Origin of the sequence: Steroidobacter sp. (assembly GCF_036406195.1) — a bacterium.
Taxonomy (GTDB): domain Bacteria; phylum Pseudomonadota; class Gammaproteobacteria; order Steroidobacterales; family Steroidobacteraceae; genus Steroidobacter.
In genome coordinates, this window is record NZ_DASWVW010000016.1 from 325,262 (window position 1) to 341,362 (window position 16,101).

13 protein-coding genes are annotated in these 16,101 nt (G+C 63.4%); 10 read left to right on the forward strand and 3 right to left on the reverse strand.

The features are described 5' to 3' along the window. Positions 1-22: 22 nt before the first annotated feature. Both hutH and hutI read right to left on the reverse strand, forming a co-directional pair. A complete protein-coding gene (hutH, locus tag VGE08_RS06850) occupies positions 23-1,555 on the reverse strand; it encodes a histidine ammonia-lyase (RefSeq protein ID WP_331067109.1) in 1,533 nt (510 codons plus the stop codon). Continuing rightward, positions 1,552-2,721 carry an imidazolonepropionase gene (hutI, locus tag VGE08_RS06855; protein WP_331067110.1) on the reverse strand — a complete coding sequence of 390 codons (1,170 nt, stop codon included), beginning with the start codon at positions 2,719-2,721 and terminating at the stop codon, positions 1,552-1,554. Before hutI ends, hutH begins: the two co-directional genes overlap by 4 nt. 274 nt (positions 2,722-2,995) lie before the next feature. On the opposite strand from hutI, the gene hutC reads away from it, so the two are divergent. The 10 genes from hutC to VGE08_RS06905 all read left to right on the forward strand — a co-directional run bounded on the left by hutC (position 2,996) and on the right by VGE08_RS06905 (position 15,952). Continuing rightward, positions 2,996-3,799 carry a histidine utilization repressor gene (hutC, locus tag VGE08_RS06860; protein ID WP_331067111.1) on the forward strand — a complete coding sequence of 268 codons (804 nt, stop codon included), beginning with the start codon at positions 2,996-2,998 and terminating at the stop codon, positions 3,797-3,799. An 87-nt stretch (positions 3,800-3,886) separates the two neighbouring features. Further along, on the forward strand, positions 3,887-5,167 hold the full coding sequence (locus VGE08_RS06865; protein WP_331067112.1) for a phospholipase D-like domain-containing protein: 1,281 nt from the start codon (positions 3,887-3,889) through the stop codon (positions 5,165-5,167). A 25-nt stretch (positions 5,168-5,192) separates the two neighbouring features. Then, the gene (locus tag VGE08_RS06870) at positions 5,193-5,333 is read left to right on the forward strand and encodes a hypothetical protein (protein WP_331067113.1); all 141 of its coding nucleotides are present in this window, start codon (positions 5,193-5,195) and stop codon (positions 5,331-5,333) included. A gap of 222 nt (positions 5,334-5,555) precedes the next feature. Then, positions 5,556-6,959, forward strand: coding sequence for a NarK family nitrate/nitrite MFS transporter (locus VGE08_RS06875; protein ID WP_331067114.1), 1,404 nt, complete (start codon positions 5,556-5,558; stop codon positions 6,957-6,959). A 59-nt stretch (positions 6,960-7,018) separates the two neighbouring features. Further along, on the forward strand, positions 7,019-10,756 hold the full coding sequence (locus VGE08_RS06880) for a nitrate reductase subunit alpha (protein WP_331067115.1): 3,738 nt from the start codon (positions 7,019-7,021) through the stop codon (positions 10,754-10,756). Next, the gene (gene narH, locus VGE08_RS06885; RefSeq protein ID WP_331067116.1) at positions 10,753-12,288 is read left to right on the forward strand and encodes a nitrate reductase subunit beta; all 1,536 of its coding nucleotides are present in this window, start codon (positions 10,753-10,755) and stop codon (positions 12,286-12,288) included. The genes VGE08_RS06880 and narH overlap by 4 nt, the downstream gene beginning before the upstream one ends. Next, entirely contained in the window at positions 12,285-12,977 is a 693-nt protein-coding gene (gene narJ / locus VGE08_RS06890) for a nitrate reductase molybdenum cofactor assembly chaperone (protein ID WP_331067117.1), read from the forward strand. The genes narH and narJ overlap by 4 nt, the downstream gene beginning before the upstream one ends. Positions 12,978-12,981: 4 nt before the next feature. Next, complete coding sequence (narI, locus tag VGE08_RS06895; protein WP_331067118.1) at positions 12,982-13,698, forward strand: respiratory nitrate reductase subunit gamma; 717 nt, start codon at positions 12,982-12,984, stop codon at positions 13,696-13,698. A gap of 8 nt (positions 13,699-13,706) precedes the next feature. Further along, a complete protein-coding gene (locus VGE08_RS06900) occupies positions 13,707-14,510 on the forward strand; it encodes a peptidylprolyl isomerase (protein WP_331067119.1) in 804 nt (267 codons plus the stop codon). A gap of 56 nt (positions 14,511-14,566) precedes the next feature. Next, complete coding sequence (locus tag VGE08_RS06905; protein WP_331067120.1) at positions 14,567-15,952, forward strand: MFS transporter; 1,386 nt, start codon at positions 14,567-14,569, stop codon at positions 15,950-15,952. Positions 15,953-15,968: 16 nt separating this feature from the next. Here the strand turns inward: VGE08_RS06905 and VGE08_RS26310 are convergent, their stop codons facing one another. Further along, a complete protein-coding gene (locus VGE08_RS26310; RefSeq protein WP_349258640.1) occupies positions 15,969-16,070 on the reverse strand; it encodes a hypothetical protein in 102 nt (33 codons plus the stop codon). Positions 16,071-16,101: the final 31 nt, after the last annotated feature.

The window sequence follows — 16,101 nt, forward strand, 5'->3', positions numbered from 1 at the left end:
CGGCCCCAAAAGATCAATGCGTCTAAGACACGATGCGCGGCAACGGCACGCCGACCGAAGCAGCGATGACGCCGCTGCGCACGAGCTCGCTAGCCTGCTGCATATCGGGGTACATATAACGATCGTCCTCGAGCATCGGTACACGCGCGCGCAAAGCCGAGCGCACCGTTTCCAGCGGCGCGCTGGTCTTCAGCGGCGCATGGAAATCGCAAGCCTGAGTCGCCATCAGCAGCTCGATGGCAATCACTGCCGTCGCGTTCTCCACCATTGGCAGCAGACGACGACCGCCATGCGCGGCCATCGAAACATGATCTTCCTGATTGGCGGACGTGGGGATCGAGTCGACACTCGCCGGATAGGCGCGTTGCTTGTTTTCCGACACCAGGGCCGCCGCCGTCACTTGGGGAATCATGAAACCGGAGTTCAGTCCGGGGCGCGGCGTCAAGAACGAGGGCAGTCCTGACAACACCGGGTCGATGAGCATGGCGATGCGCCGTTCGGCGATGGAGCCGATCTCGCACACTGCGATAGCAATCATATCGGCCGCGAACGCCACCGGCTCGGCGTGGAAGTTGCCGCCGGAGAGTGCCTGATCATCCTCGGCGAAGATGAGCGGATTGTCCGAGACGCCATTGGCTTCGGTCGCGAGGAAGGTGGCTGCGTTGCGCAGCATGTCCAGGCAGGCGCCCATGACCTGTGGCTGACATCGCAGGCAATAGGGGTCCTGCACACGCTCGTCATTGAACAAATGCGAGGCCCGCAGCGCGCTGCCTGCCATCAGCTGGCGCAAAGCTTCGGCTGCTTCGATCTGACCTCGATGCCGCCGCAATGCATGAATGCGCGGATCGAACGGTGTGTCGGTGCCGCGAGCGGCGTCGGTCGAGAGTGCGCCAGTCACCAGCGCGCTCTGAAACAAAACCTCGGTTTCGAACAGCGCCGCCAAGGTCACGGCGGTGGAGAACTGCGTGCCGTTCAACAAAGCCAGCCCTTCCTTCGGGCCCAATGCCAGCGGTTGCAGATTTGCCAGTGCCAGTCCTTCGGCGGCGGGCAGGCGGCCCTTGGGCGTATCGACATGACCGACGCCGATCATCGCGGCCGCCATGTGTGCAAGCGGGGCAAGATCACCGGACGCACCCACCGAACCTTGCGACGGCACGACAGGAATGATCTGCGCCGCCAACATCGCTTCGAGACATTCCACCGTCCGTGGCCGCACGCCCGAGGCGCCCTGGCCGAGACTGGCGAGCTTCAGTGCCATCATGAATCTCACGATGCGAGTGGGCAGGGGCTCGCCCGTGCCGGCGGCGTGCGACAGAACGATGTTCTGTTGCAGGCGGCTCAGGTCAGCGTCATCGATGCGCACCGTCGCGAGCTTGCCGAACCCGGTGTTGATGCCATACACCGGCTCCCCGCGCGCCAGGATTCTCTCGATGGCTTCCGCCGAGGATGCAACTGCCGCGCGACATGAAGCATGGAGGCGTGGCGCGGCGCCTCGATAAATGGCTCTCCAATCCTCGAGAGAGGTAGCGCCGGGTTCTATTGCAATCTCGGTCATCGACCTCTCCAGAGACGGGAATGCAGCGGGTTGAAGCCGATTCGGTACACCAGCTCGGCCGGATCGTCGATGTTCCAGACCGCGAAGTCGGCGAGCTTGCCGGCCTCCAGCGTGCCCCTGTCGTTTTCCATGCCCAGCGCCCGCGCTGCTTCTCGCGTCACGCCAGCGAGGCACTCTTCGACGGTCATCCGGAACTGCGTCGCGGCCATGTTCATCGCCAGCAACAACGAGGTGAGCGGCGACGTGCCAGGGTTCGAATCGGTTGCGACCGCCATGGGCACACCATGCTTGCGCAGCAGATCGACCGGAGGTTGCTTCGTTTCGCGCAAGAAGTAGAACGCGCCCGGCAGCAGGACTGCTACGGTGCCCGCGCGTGCGAGGGCTTCGATGCTGGCTTCGTCCGAATGCTCCAAGTGATCTGCGGACAGCGCTGCATGTATTGCAGCCAATCGAGCACCGCCGAGATTGGAGAGCTGATCGGCATGCAATCGCACTCGCAGGCGAAGCGCGCTTGCCACTTCGAAGACGCGCGCGATTTGAGCTGGTGAGAAAGCAATGTTCTCGCAGAAACCATCCACGGAGTCGACCAGTCCTTCGCTGGCCAGCGCGGGCAACATGCCTCGAACCACCTCGTCGATATATGCATCCGCGTTCCCCGCCATTTCTGGCGGCACGGCGTGTGCTCCGAGAAACGTCGTGTGGACGTGAATGTTTCGCATCCGGCCGAGCTCGCGCGCCGTTTGCAGTAGACGGCGCTCGGTTGCCAGGTCGAGGCCATATCCGGATTTGATCTCCACGGCCGTGACGCCTTCGGCGATCAATGCATCGAGGCGGGGCAGGGATTCGGCGATCAACTGCTGCGCTGTCGCAGTTCGTGTGGAACGAAGCGTCGAGAGAATGCCGCCACCCTTGGCGGCGATTTCCTGATAAGTGGCGCCGCGCAATCGCATCTCGAACTCGGTGGCGCGGTTGCCGGCGTAGACCAGATGAGTGTGACAGTCGATCAGGCCAGGAGTGATCCATCGGCCCTCGCAATCGATCTCCTCGCGAGGACGGGCGCCAGCGGCAGGCATTTCAGCTTCGGCACCGGCAAAAACGATGCGATCGCCACGGACGAGTAGCGCGCCAGGCGCTATGGCACCGATGCCGCTCGCGGTGCGCGCCATGGTCGCCAGCCGCGCGTTGCGCCACAAGCGTTCGCTCGATGGTTGTTGGTTTTTCGCCGGAGAGTGCATCCGATGAGGTCCGGTCGTGGCGACGATTTAATGTATAGTCATATAATCGAAGCGGGGATTGCAAGGGGGCTTTGTGCTACGCGCGGCAGCCGCGGCAGTTTCCCGGCAGGGCGGCCGGCGCTGTATTGTTTTGTGTCCTGTAGGTCGCTGTAATGCCTACAGGTCCTGGCGAGGCCCGTGGCAAAGCGGTCGAGGAGGGGTGCGGTTGCAGGAGAAGAAGAAACCCAGGCGTGCGAGCCAGCGGGGCAGGACGGCCGCTGCGGTCACGTCGTTGCATCAGCGGATTCTTGCGGACATCCAGGGCAATATTCTGTCGGGCCGCTGGCAACCCGGCCAACGCATCCCGGTCGAGAGCGAGCTGCAGGAGCAGTACGGCTGCTCACGCATGACCGTCAGCAAGGTGCTCGCCCAACTCGCGCACGCCGGCGTCATCGAACGCCGGCGCAAGGCCGGCAGCTTTGTCAGGAGGCCACAGTCGCAGTCGGCGGTGCTCTCGATTCACGACATCAAGACCGAAGTCGAAGCGCTCGGGCTGCCTTATCACTTCGAGATCCTGGAGCGGCACAAGCGTCGCGCCAGCAAAGAGGATCTGGCGTTGCTGGGCTCGAACGAGCCGGTCACCGTGCTGGAGCTGAGGTGCCGGCATTTCTCCCAGGATCAGCCATTCTGCCTGGAGCATCGCTTGATCAACCTGCAGGCAGTGCCCACGGCCGCGGCCGAATCATTCGCTGAAGTGTCTCCGGGAGCGTGGTTGTTGCAGCAAGTCCCTTGGAATACCGCCGAACACCGCATACGCGCTGCCGGTGCCGCGGCAGAAGATGCCGCGCGGTTGAAAGTCAAAACGGGCATCCCGTGCCTGATCGTGGAGCGAATCACACGAAGCCCGGCTGCCCCGATCACCTTCGTGCGGCTGACCTATCCCGGCAACCTGCACGAGCTGGTGGCGACGTTCACGTCGCTCAGTGCGCCGACATTGCGGAATGCGAGCGGCACGGGTTCTGGGGCCTGACGCTGATGGCGTATGTGTTCGTCAGCACCTACGCGCGTCTGCCGGTGGTTCGTGCCCCGACGGAAGCTTGGCTACAATACCGCCCAAATGAGAGTTCTCATCGACCTGGGCGCCCTTTTCGCGGTCCTGCTGCTCGGCTACCTGTTCTATCTCGTGTTGTTCGAGCGTGGCGCGCTGTACCGGACCAACACCGAGGTCCACGGTCTGGGAGACCGGCAGCGATTGCGGCTGCTGGGGGCGCTGCTGGAGACGCCGCCCCTGCATATCGAATCCTTCCGCGTCATCCGGGAAGGGCCGGAGCTCTACGATGTGCAACTGGAGGCAATTGCCGCCGCGAAGCGTTCGATCCATCTCGAAGCCTACATCTTCTATCCAGGACGGATCTCGGAGCGATTCCTTGCGGCGCTGTGCGAGCGCGCCAGGAGCGGCGTGTACGTGCGTGTGGTGATCGATGCAATCGGCAGCCTGAGACTGCGGAAGTCATATTTCGAGCCGCTGATCGCGGCGGGCGGTCGGGTGACGCGCTATCACCCGCTTCACTTGCATATGCTGCGTCGCTGGAACAGCAGGACGCATCGCAATCTGTTGGTGGTCGACGGGGAGGTTGGATTCATCGGCGGCGCCGGCATCGCCGACCACTGGTGCCGTTCCCAACCGCCGCCCTGGCGTGATTGTGCGCTACGCGTCACCGGCCCGATCGTTGCCGGCCTGCAGGCGGTCTTTGCCGAGAACTGGCTGGAGTCGATGGGTGAATTGCTCGTCAGCGAGGATGCCTTCCCCAACCAGATTCGGGACGCCGCGTTTGTAGACGTAGTCACACCCGGTCTCGCGGTTGGCAGCACTCCCACGGCGGGCCGCTCCACGCGTGCGCGTGTACTCGTTCAATTCCTGCTCGCGACCGCCAGGGAAAGTATCGATATTTGCAGTCCGTATTTCGTCCCGGATCTCGGCATCAGGCAGGAGTTGATCGCCGCGCGTGCACGCGGCGTCCGTGTGCGCGTTCTCACCGGCGGTCCTTACAGCGACCACGGCTTGGTGCGCCGTGCCGGGCGCCGACGCTACGGAGTGTTGCTGAAGGAGGGCGTCGAGATCGCCGAGTACAACTCGCGAATGATGCATGCCAAGGTTTTGCTCGTGGATGGCCGGTGGGCACTGCTGGGATCCACCAATATCGACAATCGCTCGTTCGGACTGAATGACGAAGTCAATCTGTTGGTACTGAGTGAAGCGCTTGCCTCGCGACTGCGCGCCGCGTTCGAAGAGGACTTGAGCCAGAGCACCGTGATCGATCTGCACGCGTGGCTGAATCGCTCCTGGGGCGAACGTATCCTGGCGACGCTGGGTCGCGTCCTGGAACGGCATCAGTGACACGCCGTTTCGATCTCGCGCCGGTGTGGACTCGATCGAGCACGGCACCTATCTGGATACCGACTCCATCGAGCTGATGAAGGTCAACAAGACTTGTCTCGTACCGACGCTGCTTGCTGGTGCGACCGTGGCGGAGCGTGCTCGTACCACGAAGTCGGTACATTGACGACCGGCAAGTTGGCGGACCCGATCGCCGTAAAAGGTGATCCACTTCAAGATGTGACGGAGTTGGAGTCCGTCAGCTTCGTGATGAAGAGTGGGAAAGTCGCTAAGGACTAAGCGGAATCACGGCGGCCGCCGCCGCCTTTCAATTGACCTTCGTCAACAGTTCCCCACGCGCCGCCGCCTAAATTGCCGGCGTTACAAAAAAGCGCGATGGGAACTACCAATGAACTCGCCGGCAATCAGTACTGGAAGACCAGGTTCTGTCATCCACGAGTGGCATCCTGAAGACCTTGCGTTCTGGGCACGCACCGGTAACCGGATCGCCAACCGCAATCTCGCCATCTCGATCCCGGCGCTGTTCCTGGCATTTGCCGTCTGGATGATGTTCTCGGCGGTGGCAGTCAACCTGCCGCGCGTCGGGTTCGGCTTCACGACCGACCAGCTGTTCTGGTTGACCGCGCTGCCCGGATTGTCCGGCGCGACGCTGCGTATCTTCTATTCGTTCGTCGTGCCGATGTTCGGTGGCCGGCGCTGGACAGCCATTGCCACCGCATCGCTGCTGATTCCCGCGGTGTGGCTCGGCATCGCGGTCCAGGACCCCTCGACTCCCTACTGGCACTTCGTGGTCATCTCGGTGCTGTGTGGGTTGGGCGGCGGCAACTTCGCCTCCTCGATGTCGAATATCTCTTTCTTCTATCCCAAGTCGCAGCAGGGTACGGCGCTCGGCATGAACGCCGGCCTGGGCAATCTCGGGGTGTCGGCAACGCAGTTCGTGATTCCGCTGGTGATCGTCGGCGCCGTGTTCGGACCGATGGCCGGCGGCCCGCAGACGACAGCCTCGGGCGAGGCTTTGTACCTGCAGAACGCCGGCTTCATCTGGGTGCCGTTCCTGGTGGTGTGCACGCTGGCGGCGTGGTTCGGCATGAACGACCTGCACGCGGCGCGCTCCTCGTTCCAGGAGCAGGCGGTGATATTCCGCCGCAAGCACAACTGGCTGATGTGCTGGCTGTACATCGGCACCTTCGGTTCCTTCATCGGCTTCTCGGCCGGCTTCCCCATGCTGATCAAGACGCAGTTCCCTGGCGTCGACCCGCTGATGTATGCCTTCCTCGGCCCGCTGGTAGGCGCGCTGTCGCGCTCGATGGGCGGCTGGCTCTCGGATCGCTACGGTGGCGCAGTGCTCACGTTCTGGGTGTTCGCGCTGATGATTGTCGCTGTATTCGGCGTGCTGCACTTCCTGCCGGGCAGCGCTGGCGGCGGCAACTTTGTCGGCTTTCTCGCGTGCTTCATGTTGCTGTTCGTGCTGAGTGGCATCGGCAACGCGTCCACCTTCCGCATGATCCCGGTGATCTTCCGCACGCTGCACGAGCGCAGCGCCGAGCAGATGGGTGAAGCCGGTGGAACAACCGCGCTACGTCAAGCCGGCATCGAGTCGGCGGCGGTGATCGGCTTCAGCTCCGCGATCGGCGCTTATGGCGGATTCTTCATTCCGAAAAGCTACGGCACTTCGATTGCATTGACCGGCGGCCCGGCCCTCGCGTTGTACGGCTTCATCATCTTCTACGCGACTTGTCTGGTCGTGACATGGTGGTGGTACTTCCGGCGCGGCGCGGAGGTCCCGTGCTGAGCGGGCGCGACCAGCCCCATGACGACTGCGGAACGAGACCAAGGTAACGAGACTGATTCATGAGTTATTTCCTCGATCGATTGCGGTTCTTCCGTAGAAACGCACAGACCTTCGCCGATGGGCACGGCGTGACTCGCAGCGAGAGCCGCGGCTGGGAGGATGGCTATCGCGCCCGCTGGCAGTACGACAAGATCGTACGCTCCACGCATGGCGTGAACTGCACCGGTTCGTGCAGTTGGAAGATCTACGTCAAGAACGGCCTCGTCACCTGGGAAACCCAGCAGACAGACTATCCGCGCACGCGGCCGGATCTGCCCAATCATGAGCCGCGGGGATGTCCGCGTGGCGCCAGCTATTCCTGGTATCTATACAGCGCGAACCGGTTGAAATATCCACTGGTGCGCGCGGCGTTGGTGCAGCTGTGGCGGCAGGCGCGCAAGACCCTGTCTCCGGTCGAGGCATGGGCCAGCATCGTCGAAGATCCAGCCAAGGCGAAAACATACAAGTCCCGGCGCGGCATGGGAGGCTTCGTCAGGGTGCGATGGGACGAGGCCAACGAAATCATCGCCGCTTCCAACCTGTACACCGTCAAACGTCACGGCCCGGACCGCGTGCTCGGCTTCTCGCCGATTCCGGCGATGTCCATGGTGTCGTATGCGGCGGGCGCTCGTTACCTGTCGCTGCTCGGCGGTGCGTGCCTGTCGTTCTACGACTGGTATTGCGATCTGCCACCGTCTTCACCGCAAGTGTGGGGCGAGCAGACCGACGTTCCCGAATCGGCCGATTGGTACAACAGCCGTTACATCATCGCCTGGGGTTCCAACGTGCCGCAGACACGTACCCCCGACGCGCACTTCTTCACCGAGGCGCGTTACAACGGCACCAAGACCATCGCCATCACTCCCGACTATTCGGAAGTCGCGAAGCTCACCGACCACTGGCTGCATCCGAAGCAGGGCACCGACGCGGCGCTGGCGCAAGCGTTCGGTCACGTCATCCTGAAGGAGTTCCATGTCGAGCGGCCCTCGGAGTATTTCGTCGACTACTGTCGCCGCTACTCGGACATGCCGCTGCTGGTGCGGTTGGAAAAGCGCGCCGACGGTCGCTTGGTGCCGGAACGTTTCCTGCGCGCCAGCGATCTGCGGGAGGTGAACGAGAGCAACAACCCCGAATGGAAGACGCTGGCCATCGACGAAATCAGCGGCCAGATCGTGGTGCCCAAGGGATCGGTCGGCTTCCGCTGGGGCGAGACCGGCAAATGGAACATCGAAGCGCAGGACAGTGCCGGCCGCGATACGCGGCTGCAGCTGAGCCTGGCGGGCGCCAACGACGGCATCGAGGCTGTCAGCTTCCCGTACTTTGGAGGCGTGGAGCATCACGCGTGGACTGCGTCGACTCACGGCGAAGTGTTGGAGCGCAACGTCCCGGTACGCCGCTTGACACTGGCCGATGGGACCGAGTGGCGCGTGGCCACGGTCTACGACCTGCTGCTTGCGCAGTACGGTGTGGATCGCGGTTTCGGCGGCGGCAACGTGGCCAGCAGCTACGACGAAGACGTGCCGGGCACACCCGCCTGGCAGGAACGCATCACAGGTGTGCCGCGCGCTGAAGTGATCCGGATCGCGCGTGAGTTCGCCCGTACCGCGGACAAGACGCACGGCCGTTGCATGATCATCGTCGGCGCCGCGATGAATCATTGGTTCCACAATGACATGAACTATCGCGCGCTGATCAACATGCTCGTGATGTGCGGCTGTGTCGGCCAGAGCGGCGGCGGCTGGGCGCATTACGTCGGCCAGGAAAAGCTGCGGCCGCAAACAGGCTGGCAGCCGCTGGCGTTTGCGCTGGACTGGAGCCGGCCGCCGCGGCAGATGAACGGCACCTCGTTCTTCTATTTCATGTCGGATCAGTGGCGCTACGAGAAGCTGGAGGTGAAGGAAATCCTTTCGCCGCTGGCCGACCCCTCGAAGTACACAGGCACGTTGGCCGATCTGAACTTGCGCGCAATTCGCATGGGCTGGCTGCCGAGCGCGCCGCAATTGAATCGCAATCCATTGAAGGTGGTTCGCGAAGCGGAGCTGGCCGGCGTTGCTCCGGCGGCCTACGCGGTGGAACAGTTGCAGCGTGGCGATCTGAAGTTTGCGTATGCCGATCCGGACGCGCCGGAGAACTTCCCGCGAGTGATGTTCATCTGGCGGTCGAACCTGCTCGGCTCGTCCGGCAAGGGGCACGAGTACATGCTGCGGCATCTGCTCGGCACGCGCCATGGACTGCAAGGCAAGGATCTCGGCGAGAGCGGCGCGGTCAAGCCGGAGGAGATCACGTGGAGGGATCCGGCTCCGGAAGGCAAGCTCGATCTGCTGGTGACACTGGATTTCCGGATGTGCACCACCGCGCTGTACTCGGACATCGTGCTGCCGACCGCGACCTGGTACGAAAAGGACGATATCAATACGTCCGACATGCATCCGTTCATTCATCCGCTCTCCAAGGCGGTGGACCCGGCATGGGAATCGCGTAGCGATTGGGAGATCTTCAAGGGCATCGCCAGGACGGTGAGCGATCTGGCGCCCGGCGTGCTGGGCGTGGAGAAGGACCTGGTGCTGGTGCCGACTCTGCACGACACGCCGAATGAGCTGGCCATGCCGCTGGGCGTGCAGGACTGGGCCAAGGGCGAATGCGCACCCGTGCCGGGCCGTACGCTGCCGGCGATGGCGGTGGTCGAGCGCGACTATCCGAACCTGTACAAGAAATTCACCTCGCTCGGGCCGTTGCTGGAGCAACAGGGCAATGGCGGCAAGGGCATGCAATGGAAGACCGAGGAGGAAGTCGAGTTTCTCGGCAAGTTGAATCACCGCGTCACCGAGGAGGGCATCAGCAAGGGCCGGCCCGCGATCGTCAGCGCCATCGATGCGTGCGAAGTGATCATGCACCTGGCGCCGGAGACCAACGGCCATGTGGCGGTGAAGGCCTGGGAGTCGCTGGGCAAGATCACCGGCCGCGAGCACACGCACCTGGCCGTCAACAAGGAACACGAGGCCATCCGCTATCGCGACATCCAGGCGCAGCCGCGCAAGATCATTTCCTCGCCCATCTGGTCGGGCCTGGAGGACGAGCACGTCAGCTACAACGCTGGCTACACCAACGTGCACGAGCTGATCCCGTGGCGCACGCTCACCGGGCGCCAGCAGTTCTATCAGGACCACGAGTGGATGATCGCGTTCGGCGAGGGGTTCATGAGCTATCGCCCGCCGGTGGATACCAAGACCGTGTCGCCGTTGATCGGCAAGCGCTCCAACGGCAATCCCGAGATCGTCCTGAACTGGATCACGCCGCACCAGAAATGGGGCATTCACAGCACCTACTCGGACAACCTGCTGATGCTGTCGTTGTCGCGTGGCGGGCCCATCGTCTGGATCAGCGAGGACGATGCTCGCCTGGCCGGCATCGAGGACAACGACTGGATCGAGCTGTTCAACGTCAACGGCGCGATTACCGCACGCGCCGTCGTCAGCCAGCGTGTCATGCCCGGGATGGCGCTGATGTATCACGCACAGGAACGCATCATCAACGTGCCCGGCTCGCAGGTGACCGGGACCCGCGGCGGCATGCACAACTCGGTGACGCGCGTAGTGGTCAAGCCGACCCACATGATCGGCGGCTACGCGCAGCTGAGCTACGGCTTCAACTACTACGGCACTACCGGAACCAACCGTGACGAGTTCGTGGTCGTGCGCAAGATGAACAAGGTCGACTGGCTGGACGGCGAGCCGGCCGCGACGGAGACGATTCGATGAAAGTCCGCGCCCAGATCGCGATGGTGTTGAACCTGGACAAGTGCATCGGTTGTCACACCTGTTCAATTACCTGCAAGAACGTGTGGACTTCACGCGAAGGCGTGGAGTACGCGTGGTTCAACAACGTGGAAACCAAGCCGGGCATCGGCTATCCGAAAGAATGGGAGAACCAGGACAAGTGGCACGGCGGCTGGGTGCGCTCTGCGTCCGGCCAACTGCTGCCGCGCGCCGGCGGCCGGTGGCGCATGCTGGCGAAGGTGTTCGCCAACCCGGATCTGCCGCAGATCGATGACTATTACGAGCCGTTCGATTTCGACTACCAGCATCTGCATCGCGCGCCCGATTCGCAGCATCAGCCGACGGCGCGGCCGCGCTCGCTGATCAGCGGCGAGCGTATGCAGAAGATCCATTGGGGACCGAACTGGGAAGAGATTCTCGGCACCGAGTTCGCCAAGCGCGCGCAGGACCGGAATTTCGATGCCGTGCAGAAGGAGATCTACGGCGCGTTCGAAAAGACCTTCATGATGTATCTGCCGCGCCTGTGCGAGCACTGCCTGAACCCGGCGTGCGTCTCGGCCTGTCCGTCCGGAGCGATCTACAAGCGCGAAGAGGACGGCATCGTGCTGATCGACCAGGACAAGTGCCGCGGCTGGCGCATGTGCGTCTCGGCGTGCCCCTACAAGAAGATCTATTACAACTGGAAGAGCGGCAAATCGGAGAAGTGCATCTTCTGCTATCCGCGCATCGAGATGGGCGAACCGACCGTGTGCTCGGAAACGTGCGTGGGCCGCATTCGCTACCTGGGCGTGATGCTCTACGACGCGGATCGCATCGAGCAGGCAGCGTCAGTGGCGGCTGAGCAGGATCTGTACCGTGCGCATCTGGACTTGTTCCTCGATCCGCAGGACCCGAACGTGATCGCGGCCGCGCGTCGCGAAGGCATTCCCGACAGCTGGCTGGAAGCGGCCAAGGCGTCGCCGGTCTACAAGCTGGCGATCGACTGGAAACTGGCGTTGCCGCTGCACCCTGAATATCGAACCTTGCCGATGGTCTGGTACGTGCCGCCGCTGTCGCCGATCCAATCGGCGGCCGAGGGCGGCCGGATCGGTATGAATGGCGAGCTGCCGGATGTCGCCTCATTGCGGATTCCGGTGCGCTATCTCGCCAACATGCTGACCGCGGGCGATGAGCGTCCGGTGATTCGTGCGTTGGAAAGATTGCTGGCGATGCGAGCGTGGCGCCGTGCCAAGAACGTCGATGGCGTCGAGGACCACGCCGTGCTGGACCAAGCCGGCTTGACGGTGCACCAGGCGGAGCAGATGTATCGCTATCTGGCCATCGCCAACTACGAGGACCGCTTCGTCGTGCCGAGCGCTCACCGCGAATACGCCAACGATGCCTTCGGCGAACGCGGCGGCTGCGGCTTCACCTTCGGCAACGGTTGCAGCGGCGATAGTCCGGCTGACTTGTTCAGCGCGCGCAAGATCACCACCCGTGTGGTCGGCAAGCGAACCACGCAGGAGGCGCAATGAAGTTGCTCAAACTGATCAGCACGTTGCTGGACTATCCCGATGACGAGCTTTGGGAGCATGGCGAGGAATTGCTCGCGGCGGCGGCGGAGGTGGACTTGCCCGCGCCGCGCGGGACGGCGCTACAGGAATTCATTCGCACCTTGCTGGAGCAGGATCCCCTGACCAGCCAGGATGCCTGGCTCAGCACGTTCGATCGCGGCCGCTCCATGAGCCTGCTGCTGTTCGAGCACATCCATGGCGAGTCGCGTGACCGCGGCCAGGCCATGGCGAACCTGCTCGAAGCCTATCAGCGCGCGGGCCTGGAACTGACCGCGCGCGAGTTGCCGGACTATCTGCCGCTGCTGCTGGAGTTTCTATCCACGCGCGCGCCGTCGGAAGTGCGCTTCTGGCTGGTTTATATCAATCACATCGTCGGCATGCTGGCCGCGCGTGCTGCCGAGCGGCACAGCCCGTATGCGCTGCTGTTCGAGATCCTGGTGGAGCTGGCCGAAAGCCAGGTCGACATGGAGACGCTGCGCCACCGCGCCAGCGAGGAGCCACGCGACGACACACCGGAAGCGATGGATCGGCTGTGGGAGGAGGAAGTGGTGCGCTTCGGCTCCACGCCACCGGATGCAAACGGCGCACCGCCCTGTCGTCCTGCTTTCGCCGCATCTGCCCGAGCACAAGGCCAGCCCAGAGTTCCTTAAAGCCATGAGTCACCTGCATCTGTTCGCTTTTCAGATCTATCCCTACATCGCGCTGGCGGTGTGCCTGATCGGCAGCTGGATTCGTTACGACCGCTCCATGTACACGTGGCGCACCGGTTCCAGCCAGCTGCTGTCGGATCGGGGCATGCGCGTGGGCAGCAACATGTTCCATGTCGGCGTACTGGCGATTCTCGGCGGCCACCTGGTTGGCTTGCTCACGCCGCATTCGGTGTACGAGTCCTTCATCACTCCTGCGCAGAAGCAGTTGCTGGCGATGTCGGTGGGCGGCGTGTTCGGTGCCATGTGTTTCGTCGGCATCGTCATCCTGCTGGTGCGGCGATTGACCAATCCGCGCGTGCGCGCCACCGGGACCCGCGGCGATACGATGGTGCTGGTGCTCTTGTTCGCGCAGTTGGTGCTTGGCCTTTACAGCATCGCCGTGTCTCGCCATCACATGGACGGTGGCGTGATGGTCGCGCTGGCCGAATGGGCGCAGCACATCGTCACGTTCCGAGGCGGTGCCGCCGAATTCATGGTTGGTGTGCACTGGGTCTACAAGGCGCACGTGCTGCTCGGCATGACGCTGTTCCTGATCGCGCCGTTCACGCGCCTGGTGCATATCTGGAGCATCCCGGTGAGTTACTTGTGGCGTCCGTACCAGGTCGTGCGTCGCCGGCAGGCTGCGGTTGTGATGAGTGACGAGAGGCTGGCTGACCGATGAACGCAGCCGTGCATGAATCATCCCTCGGACAGCCGGCACCGTGCCATCTGTTCGTCGGCGATACGGCGATCAGCGAGGCAGACATCGCGCGCGAAATGCAGTATCACCGCGCGGTTCGGCCGCAGCAGGCACGAGCCGATGCGGCGCGAGCATTGGTGATTCGCGAGCTGCTGTCCCTGGAAGCGGCTCGGTTGGGATTGTCGGAGTCCATCGAGCCCATCGGCCAGGAATCCCGCGAGGAAGCGTGCATTCGTCAGTTGCTGGAACGCGAAGTCGGCAGCCGCGTGCCGGACGAAGACGAATGCCGGCGCTACTACGAGCACAACCGAGCCCATTTTCGATCGCCCGATCGCCTGCGCATTCGTCACATTCTGCTGGCTGCGCCGGCAGATGACGTCGCTGCGAGGCTGCGGGCTCGCACGCTCGGCGAACAGTTGATCGCCGAGCTGCGCCGCGCGCCCTGGTCGTTCGCCGATCTTGCGGCACGCCACTCGGATTGCCCTTCGAAAAGCGACGGCGGCGAGCTGGGATTGCTGGAGCGGGGGCGAACGGTGCCGGAGTTCGATCGGCAGGTGTTTCGTCTGCAGGTCGGCTTGGCGGCGTTCCCGGTGGAATCGCGCTGGGGCTATCACGTCGTCAGCATCGACGAGATCGTGCCGGGCGAGCCGCTGGATTTCGCACAGGTGCGCGAGCAGATCGCGAACCGCCTCGAGCTGCAAGTGCGACAGCTGGACATACAGCGCTTCCTGATACTGCTGCGCGACCGCTATGGCGTGCGGGGTCTGGACGAAATCGAGGCGGCGGCTACATGAGGCGGGCCGCACGAAGCGCCGGAGTTTTCCTCACCTGACATACAAGATCAGCCATCATGCAGAACATCTCCAGCGTTTCCAGCGGCCAGCAGCAGCGAGCGTTGTGGCTCAGCACGATCGCATTCACCGCCTGCTTCGCGGTGTGGATGATCTTCTCCATCATCGGCATCCAGATCAAACAACAGCTCGGCCTGAGCGACACGCGCTTCGGCCTGTTGATCGCGACGCCGGTGCTGAGCGGATCGCTGTTGCGCATCTTCCTCGGAGTCTGGGCCGACCAGCTCGGCGGCCGCGTGGTGCTGACGTGGGTCATGCTGTTTGGCGCGATCGGCACGTGGCTGCTGACTTATGCCACTACCTATCCCGAGTTTCTGGCGGCCGCGCTGTTCGTCGGCGTGGCCGGCGGCTCGTTCTCGGTGGGCGTGGCGTATGTTTCCAAGTGGTTTCCCGCTGACAAGCAGGGCACGGCGCTGGGCATCTTCGGCGCCGGCAACATCGGCGCCGCGGTAACCAAGTTGCTGGCGCCGATGGTGATGGTGGCTGCCGGGTGGATCACGGTCGCCAAGCTCTGGGCGGTGGGCCTCGCCGTGATGGCCGTGTTGTTCTACCTGCTCAGCCAGGATGATCCGTCGCTGGCGGAGCGCCGCCGTGCCGGCGTGCGCGCCATGCCGTTCAGCGAGCAGATGGCGCCGTTGAAGAACATGCAGGTGTGGCGTTTCTCGCTGTACTACTTCTTCGTGTTCGGCGGCTTCGTGGCACTGGCGCTGTGGCTGCCGCGCTATCTGGTCGGTGCTTACGGCATGGACGTGAAGACCGCGGGCATCATCGCCGCCGCATATTCGATTCCGGCCAGCATATTCCGCATCGTCGGCGGCTGGATGTCAGATCGCCTCGGCGCGCGGGCAGTGATGTATTGGACGTTCGGCGCATCGGTGATCTGCACGTTCCTGCTCGCATATCCTGACACGCGGTACGTCATCAAGGGCATTGAGGGCGACATCGCGTTCCATCTTGCCATTGGCGTGGTGCCGTTCACGGTGCTGGTGTTCGTGCTCGGCTTCTTCATGTCGCTGGGCAAGGCCGCGGTCTACAAACATATCCCTGTCTACTATCCACAGCACGTTGGCGCGGTGGGTGGTGTCGTCGGCATGATCGGTGGTCTGGGCGGCTTCGTCCTGCCCATCGCGTTCGGCGCGATGAACGATCTGACCGGTGTGTGGACCAGCTGCTTCATGCTGCTGTTCGTCCTGGTGGCGACCGCGCTGGCGTGGATGCATGGCGCCATCCGTCGCATGGAGCATTCGCGCTTCCCGCAGATCGGTCGCGACACCGATCTGCCGGAGATCATGAATGCGGCCAGCTCGCAGCCCGGCTCTCCGAAAGCAAGCCGCCAGCCTGCACGGGTCGGTCCCGATCACGGCGCGGCTGCTCCCGGCACGTAGACCATCGAGCCGTCTTTCATGCGGCAGGCGATGCCGGCCTCGTGCCCTTCGCCGCCGCCGATTTCACCGCGCTCTGGTAGCGGTCGATCTTCTCGCCCTGCTTGATGACGATTTCCATGTGGGCCTGGCTCGGGTTGCGGATCACCGTG

What these genes read in the sequence shown, in the direction of transcription:
- hutH (WP_331067109.1), bottom strand. Translation starts at nt 1,555, where the DNA reads ATGACCGAGATTGCAATAGAACCCGGCGCTACCTCTCTCGAGGATTGG.
- hutI (WP_331067110.1), bottom strand. Translation starts at nt 2,721, where the DNA reads ATGGCGCGCACCGCGAGCGGCATCGGTGCCATAGCGCCTGGCGCGCTA.
- VGE08_RS06865 (WP_331067112.1), top strand. Translation starts at nt 3,887, where the DNA reads ATGAGAGTTCTCATCGACCTGGGCGCCCTTTTCGCGGTCCTGCTGCTC.
- VGE08_RS06875 (WP_331067114.1), top strand. Translation starts at nt 5,556, where the DNA reads ATGAACTCGCCGGCAATCAGTACTGGAAGACCAGGTTCTGTCATCCAC.
- VGE08_RS06880 (WP_331067115.1), top strand. Translation starts at nt 7,019, where the DNA reads ATGAGTTATTTCCTCGATCGATTGCGGTTCTTCCGTAGAAACGCACAG.
- narH (WP_331067116.1), top strand. Translation starts at nt 10,753, where the DNA reads ATGAAAGTCCGCGCCCAGATCGCGATGGTGTTGAACCTGGACAAGTGC.
- narJ (WP_331067117.1), top strand. Translation starts at nt 12,285, where the DNA reads ATGAAGTTGCTCAAACTGATCAGCACGTTGCTGGACTATCCCGATGAC.
- narI (WP_331067118.1), top strand. Translation starts at nt 12,982, where the DNA reads ATGAGTCACCTGCATCTGTTCGCTTTTCAGATCTATCCCTACATCGCG.
- VGE08_RS06905 (WP_331067120.1), top strand. Translation starts at nt 14,567, where the DNA reads ATGCAGAACATCTCCAGCGTTTCCAGCGGCCAGCAGCAGCGAGCGTTG.
- VGE08_RS26310 (WP_349258640.1), bottom strand. Translation starts at nt 16,070, where the DNA reads ATGGAAATCGTCATCAAGCAGGGCGAGAAGATCGACCGCTACCAGAGC.